Source organism: Thalassobaculum sp., from assembly GCF_965223715.1.
Lineage (GTDB): Bacteria > Pseudomonadota > Alphaproteobacteria > Thalassobaculales > Thalassobaculaceae > Thalassobaculum.
This window is the reverse complement of the sequence record NZ_OZ245012.1, coordinates 3697781-3712192: the sequence shown is the minus strand read 5'-3', so window position 1 is coordinate 3712192 and position 14412 is coordinate 3697781. Positions and strand designations below refer to the sequence as shown.

15 protein-coding genes are annotated in these 14412 nt (G+C 69.5%); 8 read left to right on the top strand and 7 right to left on the bottom strand.

What is annotated here, in order from left to right; all coding sequences use genetic code 11:
- Positions 1–86: 86 nt before the first annotated feature.
- On the bottom strand, positions 87–1472 hold the full coding sequence (locus ACOQOP_RS17100; protein WP_420563019.1) for a leucyl aminopeptidase family protein: 1386 nt from the start codon (positions 1470–1472) through the stop codon (positions 87–89).
- Between the two features lie 135 nt (positions 1473–1607).
- Between ACOQOP_RS17100 and ACOQOP_RS17095 the strand changes: the two genes are divergently transcribed.
- Positions 1608–2276, top strand: a complete 669-nt coding sequence (locus ACOQOP_RS17095; RefSeq protein WP_420563018.1) for a glutathione S-transferase family protein — start codon at positions 1608–1610, stop codon at positions 2274–2276.
- A gap of 39 nt (positions 2277–2315) precedes the next feature.
- Here ACOQOP_RS17095 and ACOQOP_RS17090 read toward each other — a convergent pair whose 3' ends face one another.
- A complete protein-coding gene (locus ACOQOP_RS17090; RefSeq protein ID WP_420563017.1) occupies positions 2316–2537 on the bottom strand; it encodes a hypothetical protein in 222 nt (73 codons plus the stop codon).
- Positions 2538–2740: 203 nt separating this feature from the next.
- On the opposite strand from ACOQOP_RS17090, the gene ACOQOP_RS17085 reads away from it, so the two are divergent.
- Positions 2741–3361 carry a nitroreductase family protein gene (locus ACOQOP_RS17085; protein WP_420563016.1) on the top strand — a complete coding sequence of 207 codons (621 nt, stop codon included), beginning with the start codon at positions 2741–2743 and terminating at the stop codon, positions 3359–3361.
- Here ACOQOP_RS17085 and ACOQOP_RS17080 read toward each other — a convergent pair.
- Positions 3358–5754 carry a Lon protease family protein gene (locus ACOQOP_RS17080; protein ID WP_420563015.1) on the bottom strand — a complete coding sequence of 799 codons (2397 nt, stop codon included), beginning with the start codon at positions 5752–5754 and terminating at the stop codon, positions 3358–3360. The genes ACOQOP_RS17085 and ACOQOP_RS17080 overlap by 4 nt on opposite strands.
- Before the next feature lie 175 nt (positions 5755–5929).
- On the opposite strand from ACOQOP_RS17080, the gene pcaD reads away from it, so the two are divergent.
- Positions 5930–6715: a 3-oxoadipate enol-lactonase gene (pcaD, locus tag ACOQOP_RS17075; RefSeq protein WP_420563014.1), complete on the top strand. Its 786-nt coding sequence runs from the start codon at positions 5930–5932 to the stop codon at positions 6713–6715.
- A gap of 106 nt (positions 6716–6821) precedes the next feature.
- Here pcaD and htpX read toward each other — a convergent pair whose 3' ends face one another.
- A complete protein-coding gene (gene htpX, locus ACOQOP_RS17070; RefSeq protein ID WP_420563013.1) occupies positions 6822–7688 on the bottom strand; it encodes a zinc metalloprotease HtpX in 867 nt (288 codons plus the stop codon).
- Positions 7689–7797: 109 nt separating this feature from the next.
- Here htpX and ACOQOP_RS17065 point away from each other — a divergent pair, with 109 nt between their 5' ends.
- The 3 genes from ACOQOP_RS17065 to ACOQOP_RS17055 all read left to right on the top strand — a co-directional run bounded on the left by ACOQOP_RS17065 (position 7798) and on the right by ACOQOP_RS17055 (position 10238).
- The gene (locus ACOQOP_RS17065; protein WP_420563012.1) at positions 7798–8037 is read left to right on the top strand and encodes a DUF1674 domain-containing protein; all 240 of its coding nucleotides are present in this window, start codon (positions 7798–7800) and stop codon (positions 8035–8037) included.
- A gap of 270 nt (positions 8038–8307) precedes the next feature.
- On the top strand, positions 8308–9189 hold the full coding sequence (locus ACOQOP_RS17060) for an isocitrate lyase/PEP mutase family protein (RefSeq protein ID WP_420563011.1): 882 nt from the start codon (positions 8308–8310) through the stop codon (positions 9187–9189).
- Positions 9190–9200: 11 nt separating this feature from the next.
- Positions 9201–10238, top strand: a complete 1038-nt coding sequence (locus ACOQOP_RS17055; RefSeq protein WP_420563010.1) for an L-idonate 5-dehydrogenase — start codon at positions 9201–9203, stop codon at positions 10236–10238.
- 254 nt (positions 10239–10492) lie between these two features.
- Here ACOQOP_RS17055 and rsmD read toward each other — a convergent pair whose 3' ends face one another.
- Both rsmD and ACOQOP_RS17045 read right to left on the bottom strand, forming a co-directional pair.
- Entirely contained in the window at positions 10493–11083 is a 591-nt protein-coding gene (rsmD, locus tag ACOQOP_RS17050) for a 16S rRNA (guanine(966)-N(2))-methyltransferase RsmD (RefSeq protein WP_420563009.1), read from the bottom strand.
- The gene (locus tag ACOQOP_RS17045) at positions 11049–12089 is read right to left on the bottom strand and encodes a pseudouridine synthase (protein WP_420563008.1); all 1041 of its coding nucleotides are present in this window, start codon (positions 12087–12089) and stop codon (positions 11049–11051) included. The genes rsmD and ACOQOP_RS17045 overlap by 35 nt, the downstream gene beginning before the upstream one ends.
- A gap of 94 nt (positions 12090–12183) precedes the next feature.
- On the opposite strand from ACOQOP_RS17045, the gene ACOQOP_RS17040 reads away from it, so the two are divergent.
- Positions 12184–12636 carry a nucleoside deaminase gene (locus ACOQOP_RS17040; RefSeq protein WP_420563007.1) on the top strand — a complete coding sequence of 151 codons (453 nt, stop codon included), beginning with the start codon at positions 12184–12186 and terminating at the stop codon, positions 12634–12636.
- Here ACOQOP_RS17040 and ACOQOP_RS17035 read toward each other — a convergent pair.
- Entirely contained in the window at positions 12633–13226 is a 594-nt protein-coding gene (locus ACOQOP_RS17035; RefSeq protein WP_420563006.1) for a gamma-glutamylcyclotransferase, read from the bottom strand. The two genes, ACOQOP_RS17040 and ACOQOP_RS17035, sit on opposite strands and share 4 nt — an antisense overlap.
- A 76-nt stretch (positions 13227–13302) precedes the next feature.
- On the opposite strand from ACOQOP_RS17035, the gene ACOQOP_RS17030 reads away from it, so the two are divergent.
- Complete coding sequence (locus tag ACOQOP_RS17030) at positions 13303–14403, top strand: DUF2125 domain-containing protein (RefSeq protein ID WP_420563005.1); 1101 nt, start codon at positions 13303–13305, stop codon at positions 14401–14403.
- Positions 14404–14412: the final 9 nt, after the last annotated feature.

Below are 14412 nucleotides of genomic sequence, written 5' to 3'. Positions count from 1 at the left end.
CTTCCCCGGTCGTTCCGGAAGCGGATCGAAGATACATGTCCTTGGCGGCAAAGGGAAGAGCGATCGTTTCGGTTCCAGTCCGCCGCTCAGCCGCCGAAGCGTGCCTTGATCGTGTTGAAGGTCGCGCGGATTCCCTGGGCCTCGCCGCCCTGGGGCCGGCCCGGCCGGTCGCTGAGGTTCCAGGCGATCAGATCCACATGCATCCAGGGCGTTGTTTTGGAAACGAAATGCTCCAGGAAAAGCGCGGCCGTGATCGCCCCGCCATAGGGCCCCGAGCCGGTGTTCGACAGGTCGGCGATCTTGGTCTTCAGCATCGCCTTGTAGGGCTGGTGCAGCGGCAGGCGCCACAGCGGGTCCTCCTCGGCGAGCCCGCTGGCCAGGATGTCGCTGGCCAGCGAATCGTCGTTGCAGAACATCGCCGGCAGGTCCGGGCCCAGCGCCACGCGGGCCGCCCCGGTCAGGGTGGCGAAGTCGATCAGCAGGTCCGGCTTCTCGCTGTCGGCCTCGGTCAGGGCGTCGCAGAGCACCAGCCGGCCCTCGGCATCGGTATTGCCGACCTCCACGGTCGTGCCCTTGCGGGTGCGGCAGATGTCCATCGGCAGGAAGGCGTTGCCGGAGACCATGTTCATCACCGCCGGCACCAGCACCCGCAGCCGCACCGGCAGCCCGGCCGCCATGATCATGCGGGCGAGCGCCAGCACCTGGGCGGAGCCGCCCATGTCCTTCTTCATGGTCAGCATGCCGTTGGACGGCTTCAGGTCGTAGCCGCCGGTGTCGAAGCACACGCCCTTGCCGACCAGGGTCACCTTCGGGTGGCTGGCGTCGCCCCAGGTGATGTCGATCAGGCGCGGCGCATCCTCGGCCCCGCGGCCGACCATGTGGATGGTCGGATAGTTCTTCTTCAGCAGCTGGTCGCCCACGGTGACGGCGATCTTCGCCTTGAACTCCTTGGCCAGCGCCTTGGCGGCCTCGGCCAGCTCGCTCGGCCGCAGGTCGGAGCCGGGGGTGTTGATCAGGTCGCGCGCGAGGGAGGTCGATGTGGCGATATTCTCCACATGGTCGCGGTCCGCACCCTTCGGCCAGACCAGTTCGGCCTCGATCTCGGGCATCTCGGTGTAGCGGGTGAAGCGGTAGGTCGCCAGCGCCCAGCCGGTGGCCGCCCGGGTCGCGTCCTCGGCCGCGAGGTCGGCGTCGATGGCGTAGCGGCCGGCGGGAAGTGATCCGGGCAGGCCGGCGAACTCCCACACGCCGATGCGCCCGGCCTCCTCGACCCCGATCAGAACCCGGGCGATGTCGCCCGCCTTGCCGGGGACGACGCAGGTTTCGCCGGGCTTCGCCTTGTAGCCGGTGGCGGCGATCCAGGTCTTGGTCGCGGCATCGGCATCGACGGCCCAGTCCTTCAGTCCGTCGGCGGTGACCGGGGTGACCGGGATGGTTCCTGCGGTGGCGCGGGCGACGAGGTTGAAGGCCACGGCGATAGCTCCTGGCTGTTGGACAAAGCGCGAATGAACGGTGACAGTACCGTCTATCCGGTATACTCGCTGCGGCTTAACAGGCACAAGCGAGCACCCCACATAGGGGTCTGCGCAACTGAATGGCGAGACGTTATGGCAGACACGGCCGACAGTCCTCTGACGCTGATCATCGGGAACAAGAACTACTCGAGCTGGTCCCTGCGGGCGTGGCTGATCCTCCGTCAGGCCGGTCTGAAGGCCGAGGAGATTCTCGTCGCGCTCAGCGAGCCGGGCTCCAAGAGCGAGCTGCTGAAGCGCTCCCCCTCGGGCAAGGTGCCCTGCCTGGTGCATGGCGACCTGACGGTCTGGGACAGCCTGGCGATCGGCGAATACGCGGCAGAACTGGCGCCGGAGGCCGGGCTGTGGCCGCAGGACCGGGCGGCCCGCGCCCTGGCCCGGTCGGTGTCGGCGGAGATGCATAGCGGCTTCACCGCCCTGCGCACCCACATGCCGATGAACATCCGCTCCTCCTTTCCCAAGGAGGGGCGCAAGCCGGGCGTGCAGGAGGATATCGACCGGGTGAAGGCGATCTGGCGGCTGTGCATTTCCCGCCATGGCGGGGACGGGCCGTTCCTGTTCGGCCGGTTCACCATCGCCGACGCCATGTACGCGCCGGTGGTCAGCCGGTTCCGCACCTATGCGGTCGATCTGGGCGAGCAGGAGAAGGCCTATGCCGACGCCATCTGGTCCATGGAGGCCATGAAGGAATGGGTCGAGGCGGCCGAGAACGAGCCGATGGTGATCGACGACGCCGAGTTCTGAGGGGCCGAGTTCTGAGGGGCGGTCTGCGCCGGTACCCGGTCAGTCGATCTCGTTCACGCAGTGCACCGGCCGGTCGAAATATGTGGAATCCGAGCAGCGCTTACCCATCACCTTGTTGAGGTGGTAGAAGCCGTTGCGCCCTGTGGCAAGCTGCGGGCCGACGGCCAGCGCGCCGCCTCCCCAGACATAGGGATTGCAGGCGCCCAGCAGGCCAAGCAGCAGGGCGGCGACGGACAGTCGGGCGATGGCGGTCTGGAACATCGTATCCTCCGAACTTCTTTCGGGGGCCGGTCGGCCGGGAATCGCCCTTTTGGCGACCGGCCGATAATGCATAAAATCCCAGATATTTCCAGGGCAAAATCGCTTGTTGCAAGTGATTCGCAAAATCGGCTTGCACCATCCGCTCTTTGCCACGACGGTATGGAACCCTATCTTCGCGGCATACTCAATCGGAGCCAGTTCACATGTCCGTCGCCGAAACCTATGCGGCCGCCGCTTCCCCCGACACGCTCGACCTGCTGCTGACGCGCCGGTCCGTCGTCGCCAAGAACCTGGGCGAGCCCGGGCCCGACGCCGAAACCCTGAAGAAGATCATCGCCGCCGGCCTTCGGGTGCCCGATCACGGAAAGATCGGCCCCTGGCGGGTCCAGATCCTGCTCAAGGAGGGGCAGCTCGCCCTGGGCGACGTGTTCGCCTCGGTCTACCTGGCCGACAATCCGGGGGCCGAGAAGCGCCTGGTGGACATGGAGCGTCTGCGCCCGACGCGCAGCCCGGTGCTCCTGGCGGTGACCTCCAAGATCGACCCGCACCATCCCAAGATCCCGGAGCTGGAGCAGCGGCTGTCCGGCGGCGCCCTGTGCCAGAACATCCTGGTGGCCGCCCATGCCAGCGGCTTCGCGGCCCAGTGGCTGACCGAATGGCCGGCCTTCCACCCGACGGTGAAGGAGGCGCTGGGCCACAGCGCGGAGACCGACATCATCGGCTTCATCTATATCGGCACGCCCACCGAGGCACCGACCGAGCGCGGCCGCCCGGCCTATGAGGACGTGGTCAGCGAGTGGACCGGGCCGGAGCCTCGGGCCTAAGCCTCTCGCGCGGCGAACCGGCGGCGGGTCTCGGCGAAGTCCCGCATCCGGGCTTCCACCCTGGCGTTGATCGTGCCGTCCGGATAGAGACGGTCGGCCCCGCGCGGGCCGGCGGGCACGCCGGTCAGGATCTCGATCCCCTCGGCGATGGTCGACACCGCCCAGATCCTGAACTTGCGGGCCTTCACCGCATCGCGGACCTCCTGCTTGAGCATGAGGTGGCGGGTGTTGGCGGCCGGGATCATCACCCCCTGTTCGCCGGTCAGGCCACGGGCGGCGCAGATGTCGAAGAACCCCTCGATCTTCTCGTTGACCCCGCCGATCGCCTGCACGTCGCCCATCTGGTTGACCGAGCCGGTCACGGCGATGCCCTGGCGGATCGGCACCTCGGACAGGGCCGAGAGCAGGGCGTAGAGCTCGGTGGAGGACGCGCTGTCCCCGTCCACCCCGCCATAGGACTGTTCGAACACCACGCTGGCCTGCAGCGAGGCGGGGACGTCGGTGGCGTAGGTCGCCGCGAGGTACCCCTGCAGGATCAGCATGCCCTTGGAATGCAGCGGGCCGCCCAGCTCCACCTCGCGCTCGATATCGACGACCTTGCCGTTGCCCGGGCGCACGCGCGCGGTGATGCGGGTCGGCCGGCCGAAGCTGTGGGTCCCGAGCTGCAGCACGCTGAGCCCGTTGACCTGGCCGACCTCGGCACCTTCGGTGTCGATCAGCATGGTCTCGGCCAGGATCTGCTCGCGCATGCGCCGTTCGATCCGGTCCGAGCGGCGGCGATAGGCCTCCAGGGCGGCCTCCACATCGGCCTCCACCACGACCTTGTGGTTGTGCTCGCGCGCCTGGTAGTCGGATTCCCGCATCAGGTCGGCGATCAGCCCGACCCGGGTCGTCACCCGCTCGCGGTCGGCGACCAGCCGTGAGCAGTGCTCGATCACCCGCTCCACCGCCTTGCGGTCGAAGGGGCGCAGGGTCTCGTTGGCCTGGATCGTGGCGATCAGCCGGGCGTAGAGCACATCATGCTCGGCGTCGCGCTCCATGATGTCGTCGAAATCGGCCGCCACCTTGAACAGGTCGGCGAAGTCCGGATCGGCCGCCGCCAGGGTGTGATAGAGCTGCTGGTCGCCGAACAGCACCACCTTCACCGCGAGCGGGATGTCGGCCGGCTGGATCGACACTGCGAGCGCGGTGGTGGCCGCGTCCTGCGGGCTCTCGATCGAGACCCGGGCGTTGTACAGCGCCCGTTTCAGCGCATCCCAGGCGAAGGGCTGCTGCAGAAGCTTGCGTGCGTCGATCAGCAGGTAGCCGCCATTGGCGCAGTGCAGGGCACCGGGCCGGATCAGGGTGAAGTCGGTCAGCATCGAGCCCATCTGGGCGCGGTATTCGATCCGGCCGACCAGACGACCGAGAGTCGGATGGTCCTCGATGATCACCGGCGCGCCCGCCTCGGGGTCGTGGGTGACGAAGACGTTGACCCGGAACCGGCGCTGCGGGTCGGGGGCGGCGGCCGGGTCGGTCGGGCCGGGGCCCTGCTGGGCCTCCGGCGGCTGGGCGAAGAGATGGATCTTCTCGATCAGATCCTCCTCCAGGGCGGCGAGCCAGGTCGCCAGTTCCTCGGTCGGGGTGAGCCCCTGGCGGACCTCGGTGATCTCCTCGTCCACCAGGGAGCGGGCGACGCTGTCGTTCAGCGCCCGGATCGCCTTCTGGCGGTCGCGCTCCAGCAGCGGCGCCTTGTGCAGGGCGTCGCGCAGCAGCGCCTGGACCTCCTGGATGCTCGCCTGCAGCCGTTCGCGCCGGACCTCGGGCAGGGCGTTGAACTTCTCCTGGGCCATCGGCTTGCCGCCATCCTCCGGCACCACGGCGAAGCCCTGCTCGGTGCGCACCAGCAGCAGCTCCCGTTCCTTGGCGGCGGCGGCGACGCTCTCCAGCGCCTGCTCTCCCTGCTTGGCGAAGTCCTGGTCGATGGCCTCGCGCCGGCCGCGATACTCCTCGCCCTCCAGCACCGCGGCGACCGAGGCGGTGAGGTCGGAGATCAGCTTCTCGATCCGGCGGTGCAGGTCCGGCCCCTCGCCGGGCGGCAGACGCAGGGCGATCGGCCGGTGCGGGTCCTTGAAGTCGTTGACATAGACCCAGTCGTCGCCGGACGGGAACCGGGTGGCGCGCTCCTGCAGGTAGCCCCGCACGGCGGCATGCTTGCCGGAACCTTTGGGCCCGATGACGAAGAGGTTGTAGCCCCGGCCCCGCATCCTGGCGGCGAAGCGCACCGCCTCCAGCGCCCGGTCCTGGCCGATCAGGGTGTCGACCGGCTCCAGGTCCTTGGTGGTCCGGAAGCCGAGCCCCGAGAGGTCGGTGTGGCGGTACAGGTCGTCGACGGTCAGGGGAGAGATGGGCATATCGGTCCTCAGGGCGGGCACCGGATCATTCGACACCCTGGGACGGGCGATGTCGAGGTCGAGGGTCGACGCCGGGGCGGTGGGGCGGTGTAATGGACGGACCGGTCCGGAACGACAATCCATCCATCGGACGCCCATCCATCGGACTCAACGAAGAACCACGCGGGGAAGCGCCATGCCGCACGCCAAGATCAACGGCATCGATCTGCACTACGAGATTTCCGGCCAGGAGGACGGGCCGCCCATCCTGTTCTCCAACTCGCTGGCCTCCACCCTGCACATGTGGGATCCGCAGATGCCGGCGTTCCGCAAGCTCTACAAGGTGATCCGCTACGACAGCCGCGGTCACGGCAAGTCGTCGGCCCCGGAGGGCGCCTACAGCATCGAGACCCTGGTCGACGACGCGGTCGGCCTGCTCGACCATCTCGGCATCGACAAGACGGATTTCTGCGGCCTGTCCAAGGGCGGCATGGTCGGCCAGCGGCTGGCCACCCTGCATCCCGGTCGGGTCGACCGGCTCGTGCTCTGCGACACCGCCTGCTACATGGGCCCGGCGGAGCTGTGGGAGGGCCGGATCGACACCGCCCAGGTCGAGGGCATGGCCGGGGTGGTCGACGCCACGATCATGCGCTGGTTCACCGAGCCGTTCCAGAAACGCGACCCCGGCGCCGTCGACAAGGTGCGCGAGATGATCCTGAACACGCCGGTGGCGGGCTTCGTCGGCTGCTGCCGGGCGATCCAGTCGATGGACCAGCGCGACACCATCCAGGCCATCACCGCCCCGACCCTGGTCGTCGTCGGCGCCGACGACCCCGGCACCACCCCGGACGCCGCCCGCGAGATCCATAAGCGCATCGAGGGCTCGAAACTGGAGATCCTGCCCGAAGCGGCGCATCTGGCGAATATCGAGCAGCCGAACCTGTTCGACGAGGCGGTCCTCGGGTTCCTCGGGAAGGCCTGAAATTCAGTCGTCGTCCTGACGCAAGTCAGGACCAAGCATCCGGCGCCGACGGGGCGTTGATCCTGAATCGAGTTCAGGATGACGAGGCTGATGCGTGGGCGGTGACCTACCCCCACGGCCCCCGCTGGGGCAGGTCCTGCCCGGCCATGGCCATCAACCGGGCGATGCGTTCGCGCATCGGCGGGTGGGTGGCGAACAGGCCGTCCAGGGCATGGGCGTGCAGCGGATTGACGATGAACATATGCGCCGTCGCCGGGTTGTTCTCGGCGGCGTGGTTGTCGATCCGCCGCGCCCCGTCCTCCAGCTTCTGCAGCGCCGAGGCGAGCCAGAGCGGCCGGCCGCAGATTTCCGCGCCGATCCGGTCGGCGTCGTATTCCCGAACCCGGCTGATCGCCATCTGCACCAGGGTCGCGGCCAGCGGGGCGAGGATGGTCATCGCCAGCACGCCGATGATGCCCATCGGGTTGTTGCGGTTGCCGCCGAAGAACGAACTCCACATCGCCATGTTCGCCAGCATGGAGATGGCACCGGCGATGGTGGCGGTGATGGTCATGATCAGGGTGTCGCGGTTCTTCACATGGGCCAGCTCATGGGCCATCACCCCGGCGATCTCCTCGTGGGAGAGGGTGCGCAGCAGCCCGGTGGTGGCGGCGACGGCGGCGTTCTCCGGATCGCGGCCGGTGGCGAAGGCGTTGGGCTGGTCCTGGTCGATCAGGTAGACCTTCGGCATCGGCAGGTCGGCGCGCTGGGCGAGCTGGCCGATCATGTCGTGGAACCAGGGCAGTTCCGCCCGCCCGATCTGCCGCGCACCGTGCATGCGGAGCACTATCTTGTCGGAGTTCCAGTAGGCGAACAGGTTCATTCCGCCGGCCAGGACCAGCGCGATGATCATGCCGCCGCTGCCGCCGAGCAGATAGCCCACACCCATGAACAGCGCCGTCAGCGCGGCGATCATCAGGCTGACCCGAACCATGCCGGTGCTCTCCTGTGCCGATACCCGTGAAACCCGACTGCATGTGTGGGGGCCGCGGTGCCCCTTCAAGATCTGGCGGAACGGCGCGCAACGCCCTATATCGCTGGTCATGAACGAGCCGAAGCAGCCCCAGTTCCGTCAGATCTCCGTCCCGCAGACGAAGGAGGCGCCGGCGCCCTCCGCCCGCGCCAGGCGCGTCCCCGCGCCGGGCGAGGAGGTGGCCGTTCCGGCCCAGCTCGATCCCCGCGCCGCCGCCAAGGACCTGCCGCCCGAGCGCGGCGGCTACAACGGCCCGGAACCGACCCGCTTCGGCGACTGGGAGCACAAGGGCCGCACGACGGATTTCTGAAGGGAGCTTTCCGTATTTCTCCTTCCTCACTCCCCGGATTTATTCCGGGGTGAGCCGCCGGGCCAAGCGGAGTCTGGGGCTTTCTGGATGACCTCCGCGCCTGCCCCGGGCCTCGCCCCGGAATAAATCCGGGGAATGGAAGAGGGAGGGGGGAGCACCTTCCCCCAAACCCAACCCGCGTTTCCGCCCCCCTGCGTTTCCGCCCCTTTGATCGCCGCCCGCCTCGGCGTACCCTCCCGGCAAACAGGATCCACGGGAGGATGAACGGAAATGGCCACCCTCAAGAGCAAGTTCCAGAAGGGCAAGCTTCTCACGGCACCCGGCGTGTTCGACGGCGTGTCGGTGCGGCTGGCCGATGCCATGGGCTTCGACGCGCTGTACATGACCGGCTACGGCACGGTCGCCTCGCATCTGGGCCTGCCCGACGCCGGGCTCGCCTCCTACCGCGACATGGTGGAGCGGGTGCGCACCCTCTCGGAGCTGTCGAAGGCGCCGTTGATCTGCGACGGCGACACCGGCTATGGCGGGCTTCTCAATGTCGACCACACCGTGAAGGGCTACGAGCGGGCCGGGGCGGCGGCGATCCAGCTTGAGGACCAGGAATTCCCCAAGAAATGCGGCCACACGCCGAACCGCAAGGTCATCCCGATCGACCAGGCGGCGGCCAAGATCAAGGTCGCGGCCGAGGCGCGGGACAGTTCCGACTTTCTCATCATCGCCCGCACCGACGCCCGCACCGCCCACGGGCTGGACGAGGCGCTGCGCCGGGCCGAGGCCTTCGCCAAGGCCGGGGCCGACATCCTGTTCGTGGAGGCGCCGGAATCCGTGGAAGAGATGGAGATCATCGGCAAGCGCTTCGACCTGCCGCTGCTGGTCAATGTGGTGGAAGGCGGCAAGACGCCGGTGCTGACCGCCGAGCAGTATGCCGAGATCGGCTACCAGCTCGCGATCTATCCTGCGGCCGGCTTCCTGGCGGTGGGGCATGCCCTGAACTCGGTCTACTCCACCCTGAAGCGCACCGGCGCCTCCACCGAGCTGGAGGTGCCGATCGCCGATTTCATGACCTTCTCCAAGGCCATGGGCTTCGAGGATGTGTGGAGGTTCGAGCGCGAGCACGCCGATCTGGAAACCAAGAGCCAGGCGGCCGAGTAGGAGGGGCCCCGATGCGCGCGACCGTCCTGCACGGCATCGAGGACCTGCGGGTCGAGCCCCGGGACGAGCGCCCCCTGGCCACGGGCGAGGTCCGGGTCCGGGTCGAGGCGGGCGGCATCTGCGGCTCCGACCTGCATTACTTCCACCATGCCCGCATGGGCGACTTCCCGGTGCGCGAACCCTTCGTGCTCGGCCACGAGGCGGCGGGGCGGATCGCGGAGGTCGGCCCCGGTGTGGAAGGCCTGGCGGTCGGCGACCCGGTGGCGATCAACCCGAGCCATCCCTGCGGCACCTGTCCCTTCTGCCGCACGGGCCGGGAGAACCTCTGCGCCGACATGCTGTTCCTCGGCTCGTCGCGCCGGTTCCCCCATGCCCAGGGCCTGTTCGCCGAGACCTTCGCCACCCAGGCGCGGCAATGCGTGACGGTGCCGGCGGGGACCGATCCGGGGGTCGCCGCCCTGGCCGAGCCGCTGTCGGTTTGCCTGCACGCCGCAGGCCATGCCGGCCCGATGCTCGGTCGCCGGGTGCTGGTGACGGGGGCGGGTCCTATCGGCGCCCTGTGTCTGGTGGTTGCCCGTCTGGGCGGGGCGGTGGAGACCGTGATCACCGACGTGATGGACGAGCCGCTGAAGGCCGCCGAGGCGCTCGGGGCGACCCGGGCGGTGAATGTGGCGAGGTCGCCGGACGGGCTGGCCGACCTGGCCCATCCGCGCGGGCGGTTCGACGTGGCGTTCGAGTGCTCGGGCAATCCGCACGCCCAGCGCGCCTGCCTTGAGGCGCTGGCCCCCGGCGGGGTGCTGGTTCAGGTCGGGACCTATGCCGATCCGAAGATCACGATCGCGGCGGACTACGTGATGGTGAAGGAACTGACCCTGAAGAGTTCGTTCCGCTTCGCCCGGGAGTTTCCGACGGCGGTGGCGCTGCTCGGGTCGGGCCGGATCGATACGGGTCCCCTGCTCAGCCACAGCTTCCCGATCGAGGACGCGATGACGGCGTTCCGGACGGCGGCGGACCGCAGGCAGGCGATGAAGGTGCAGATCCGGTTCTGAGGGACGTACCCGTCGTCCTGAATTCAATTCAGGACCAATCCACGGACGCCGGTGCACCGCAGATCCTGACGTGCGTCAGGATGACGGTAGGGGAGTGGGGGGATTGATGTCTCGCCCTTCTCCTGACTGTCTTCCCGGCCTTCCGCCGGGATCCAGGACTGGGACGGCTGGAGCGGTCGGCGTGTTCTGAGAGGCTCCGGCGAGCGTCGGCCTCGGTCCCGGCGCAGGGCCGGGAAGACGAGAAAAGATAGGGATCAGGCTGGCCCGTCTTCGTGGGTGTCCCCGTCCGCCGACGCCTTGCCCAGCATCAGGATCCGCGCGCGGCCGTAGCTGCGTTCGTCCAGCACCTCGAACCCGTCCGGGATCTCGGTGCGCTCGCGCCGGTCGGTTTCGATCACCACCACCGTATCGTCGCCGATCCAGCCGGTCTTCGCCGCCGCCGCCAGCGCCGGCACCCAGGCCTCGCTGCCATAGGGCGGGTCCATGAAGATCACGCCGCAGGCGACCTGGGCCCGCTCGTGCCAGCGCGAGGCGTCGCCGGAGCGCACCTGCGCCCGGGCACCGGCCCGCAGCTTCTCCACATTGGCCCGCAGGGCGTCCAGCGCGGTCGGATGGTTGTCGACCAGCACCACCCGCTCGGCCCCCCGCGACAGCGCCTCCAGCCCCATCGCGCCGGTGCCGGCGAACAGGTCGAGCACCACCCGGTCGCGCAGGATCGTGCCGAACCGGCCGCTCTCCAGCATGCTGAACACCGCCTCGCGCACCCGCTGCGGGGTCGGACGGGTGTCCAGGCCTTCCGGCGAGAGCAGGTTAGTTCCGCGGTGTTTTCCGGCGATGATCCGCACGGCTTGAATCCTTGTTGCGTGAGGGGCCGGGCTTGGCGGCTGCAGGCTTACCCTGGCCATGTTTTCCCGGGCCCCGCTTAGCCTGATCCGACTTGGCGGCGGCCGATGCCGGTTTCGCTCCCGGCGGCTTGGTGCCGGTGCGTTTCGGCTTGGCCTTGGCGCGCCCGGTCTCGTCGCCGGTATCCAGGCCGAGCTGGCCCTTCAGCACCCGGGTCTTCACTTCCTCGACCCCGCCCGGCGGGATGTCGCCGAGCTGGAACGGTCCGTAGGAGATCCGCAGCAGCCGGCTGACGCTCAGGCCCAGATGCTCCATCACCCGCCGGATCTCGCGGTTCTTGCCTTCCTTGATGCCGACGGTCAGCCAGGAATTGGTCCGCGAGGCCTTGTCGATGGTCACGTCGATCGAGCCGTAGGCGACCCCGTCGATGGTGACGCCGCGCTTCAGCCCGTCCAGCGCCTTCTCGTCCAGCGGTCCGAACACCCGAACCCGGTAGCGCCTTGTCCAGCCGGTGGACGGCAGCTCCAGATAGCGCGCCAGGGCGCCGTCATTGGTCAGCAGCAGCAGCCCCTCGCTGTCCAGGTCGAGGCGGCCGACGGTGATCACCCGCGGCATGTCCGGCGGCAGGGCGTCGAACACGGTCTTGCGGCCTTCGGGATCGCGGGCGGTGGTCACCGTGCCGCGGTCCTTGTGGTAGCGCCACAGGCGCGGCGGCTCGATCTTCGGCAGCGGCTTGCCGTCGACCACAATCTCGCTCTCGTCGGTGACCGTGACCGCCGGGCTGTCCAGCAGCCTGCCGTCGACCGCGACCCGGCCGTCGGCGATCCAGCGCTCGGCATCCCGGCGCGAGCACAGCCCGGCGCGGGCCAGGCGCTTTGCGATCCGTTCGGCGCCGCGGGAGTCCTCGAACAGGGCCTCCAACTCGGCGACTGGGCGCGGCGCCGGCTTGCCGGGACGGCTGGACGGCCGGTCGGTGGATCTGTCGGCGGATTTGCGGGGTGCGTTCATCCCCCTGCGTGTACCGCGCGCGGCGGCGGATCGCAATGTTGCTGCATGCGCGGCGGCGATGGACACCCGGCGCGCCTGCCCCTATGCAAATCGCATGGACCGACCGACCCCACCGATGGCCATCGCCCTGGAGCAGGCCCGGCTCGCCGCCGCGGCCGGCGAGGTGCCCGTCGGCGCCGTGGTGCTCGACCGCACGGGCCAGGTGATCGCCCGCGCCCATAACCGGGTGGAGAGCCCGCCCGACCCGGCCGGCCACGCGGAGATCCTGGCGCTGCGGGCGGCGGCGCAGGTGCTCGGCTCCCCCCGGCTGGTCGAGTGCGATCTGGTGGTGACCCTGGAGCCCTGCGCGATGTGCGCCCAGGCGATCGCCCATGCCCGCATCCGCCGGCTGATCTTCGGCGCCTACGATCCCAAGGGCGGCGGCGTCGAGCACGGTCCCCGGATCTTCACCCAGCCGACCTGCCACCACCGGCCCGAGGTGGTCGGCGGGGTGGAGGAGACGGCGGCGTCTCAGTTGCTGAAGGACTTCTTCGCCGCCCGGCGCTAGAGACCGAGGGTACGGCGCGCCAGCTCTTCCCAGGTCTCTGACGGCGTGGCCAGGGCGGCGAGCACCGCTTCCAGGGACCGGTCGCGCAGGCCCATCGCGTGCACATGGGCCACGGTCTGGCGCAGGTAGTCCGGATTCGGGCCGGACAGGCCGTGGGCGCCGGCGACGATGGCGGCCTGCTGCTCCACACTCAGCGCCCCGGCATAGTCCGCCTCGCGCCGGTCCACCGTGTATGTCACCGCCCGCTGCCGTCCGCCGGTCTTCAGGTCGACCGTGACCAGGCTGCGGCGATACACCGGATAATGGGCGATCTCGCGCTCGTCGAGATAGGCCAGGGTCTCCGGCACGGCCGCTTCCGGCACCCGGTAGGCCACGCCCCGGCAGGCTCCGCCCCGGTCGAGGCCCATCACCAGGCCCGGGCGGGCCGCCGTGCCCCGGTGGTGGCGCGAGACGACGCAGAGCCGGCGCCGGTAGCCGCGCAGCAGCGCGTCGGCCCGGTCGATATGCTCGAATCCCGGCCGCCACATCAGCGAGCCGTAGCCGAACACCCATATGTCGCCGGAGCCGGTACCGTCACCACTGGCGGTCATGCTACGCGCATCCACATCTCTTCCCCGTCGCCGTTCCGATCCCTATTCTTCTCGTCCAAGCACCTAGGCGCAGGCAATGACCACCGCAAGCGACCCCGTCGATCCCCCCTCTCCGAGCGGCCCGCCGTCCCCGCGCCCGAGCCGGCGGCGGTTCTGGGTGATGATCGCCTTCGCGGCGCTCGCCTTCGCGGCCATCGCCTGGAGCATCGGCTGGGTCCTGCTCTCGATCCAGCTCCGCGCCTCGATCGACGGCTGGATGGACTACCGCCGCTCCGTCGGCGACCGGCTGACCCATGGCGACCGGGTGCTCGACGGCTTCCCGCTGACGATCCGCTTCACCTATGTGGACGTGATCTGGGGCCGCACCGACGGCCAGCGGGAGCTGATGACGGCGACCGACACGCTGGTGATCTCCGCCCGGCCGTGGGAGCCGTTCACCCTGCATCTGGACAGTCCCGGGCCGGTGACTGGCGCCTGGCAGGCACCGTCGCTGACCGTCGGCCTGACGGCGTCCGACGCCGCCGGGGCGATCCGCTTCGCGCCGGGCGAACTCGATCACCTGACCCTCGACCTGCGGCACGCGGTCGCCATCGACCGGGAACGTCAGGTGATCGCCCGGGCGGACCGGCTGCAGGTGGAGGCCGACCCGACGCCGCCCCGTCAGGATGGCGGCGACATACCGGCGACCCTGCAGTTCTTCGTCTCGGCCGACGCGCTGGAGCCGACCGATATCCTGACCCCGAACCTGCCCTTCGAGGGGCCGGCCGACGGGCGCATCCGGGCGAGTGTGCGCGGCCCCCTGCCGATCTCCCTCGACCCGCCGTCGCTCGCCCTGTGGCGGGATGCGGGCGGGGTGATCGATGTGGAGCATCTGGGGCTGAACTGGCGGCCGCTGGACCTGACGGCCGACGGCACCTTCACCCTGGACGGCATGATGCGGCCGGAGGGGGCGGCCTCGGCCGAGATGCGGGGGTTACCGGCGATGATCGACCGGGCGGTGGATCGCGGCCTGCTGGCGGAGGACGTGGCGGCCCTGCTGCGGCTGGCGACGGCCGCCTTCTCGCGTACCGGCAGCGACGGCGGCTCCCCGTCCGTGCAGGCGCCGCTGACCCTGCAGGACGGCCGCCTCGCCGTCGGGCCGTTCAAGATCCTGAAGATCCCGTCGCTGATCCGCTGACCGGGACGG

What these genes read in the sequence shown, in the direction of transcription:
- ACOQOP_RS17080 (WP_420563015.1), bottom strand. Translation starts at nt 5,754, where the DNA reads ATGCCCATCTCTCCCCTGACCGTCGACGACCTGTACCGCCACACCGAC.
- ACOQOP_RS17055 (WP_420563010.1), top strand. Translation starts at nt 9,201, where the DNA reads ATGCGCGCGACCGTCCTGCACGGCATCGAGGACCTGCGGGTCGAGCCC.
- ACOQOP_RS17090 (WP_420563017.1), bottom strand. Translation starts at nt 2,537, where the DNA reads ATGTTCCAGACCGCCATCGCCCGACTGTCCGTCGCCGCCCTGCTGCTT.
- ACOQOP_RS17045 (WP_420563008.1), bottom strand. Translation starts at nt 12,089, where the DNA reads ATGAACGCACCCCGCAAATCCGCCGACAGATCCACCGACCGGCCGTCC.
- ACOQOP_RS17085 (WP_420563016.1), top strand. Translation starts at nt 2,741, where the DNA reads ATGTCCGTCGCCGAAACCTATGCGGCCGCCGCTTCCCCCGACACGCTC.
- ACOQOP_RS17035 (WP_420563006.1), bottom strand. Translation starts at nt 13,226, where the DNA reads ATGACCGCCAGTGGTGACGGTACCGGCTCCGGCGACATATGGGTGTTC.
- ACOQOP_RS17060 (WP_420563011.1), top strand. Translation starts at nt 8,308, where the DNA reads ATGGCCACCCTCAAGAGCAAGTTCCAGAAGGGCAAGCTTCTCACGGCA.
- ACOQOP_RS17095 (WP_420563018.1), top strand. Translation starts at nt 1,608, where the DNA reads ATGGCAGACACGGCCGACAGTCCTCTGACGCTGATCATCGGGAACAAG.
- ACOQOP_RS17065 (WP_420563012.1), top strand. Translation starts at nt 7,798, where the DNA reads ATGAACGAGCCGAAGCAGCCCCAGTTCCGTCAGATCTCCGTCCCGCAG.
- pcaD (WP_420563014.1), top strand. Translation starts at nt 5,930, where the DNA reads ATGCCGCACGCCAAGATCAACGGCATCGATCTGCACTACGAGATTTCC.
- htpX (WP_420563013.1), bottom strand. Translation starts at nt 7,688, where the DNA reads ATGGTTCGGGTCAGCCTGATGATCGCCGCGCTGACGGCGCTGTTCATG.
- ACOQOP_RS17030 (WP_420563005.1), top strand. Translation starts at nt 13,303, where the DNA reads ATGACCACCGCAAGCGACCCCGTCGATCCCCCCTCTCCGAGCGGCCCG.
- ACOQOP_RS17040 (WP_420563007.1), top strand. Translation starts at nt 12,184, where the DNA reads ATGGACCGACCGACCCCACCGATGGCCATCGCCCTGGAGCAGGCCCGG.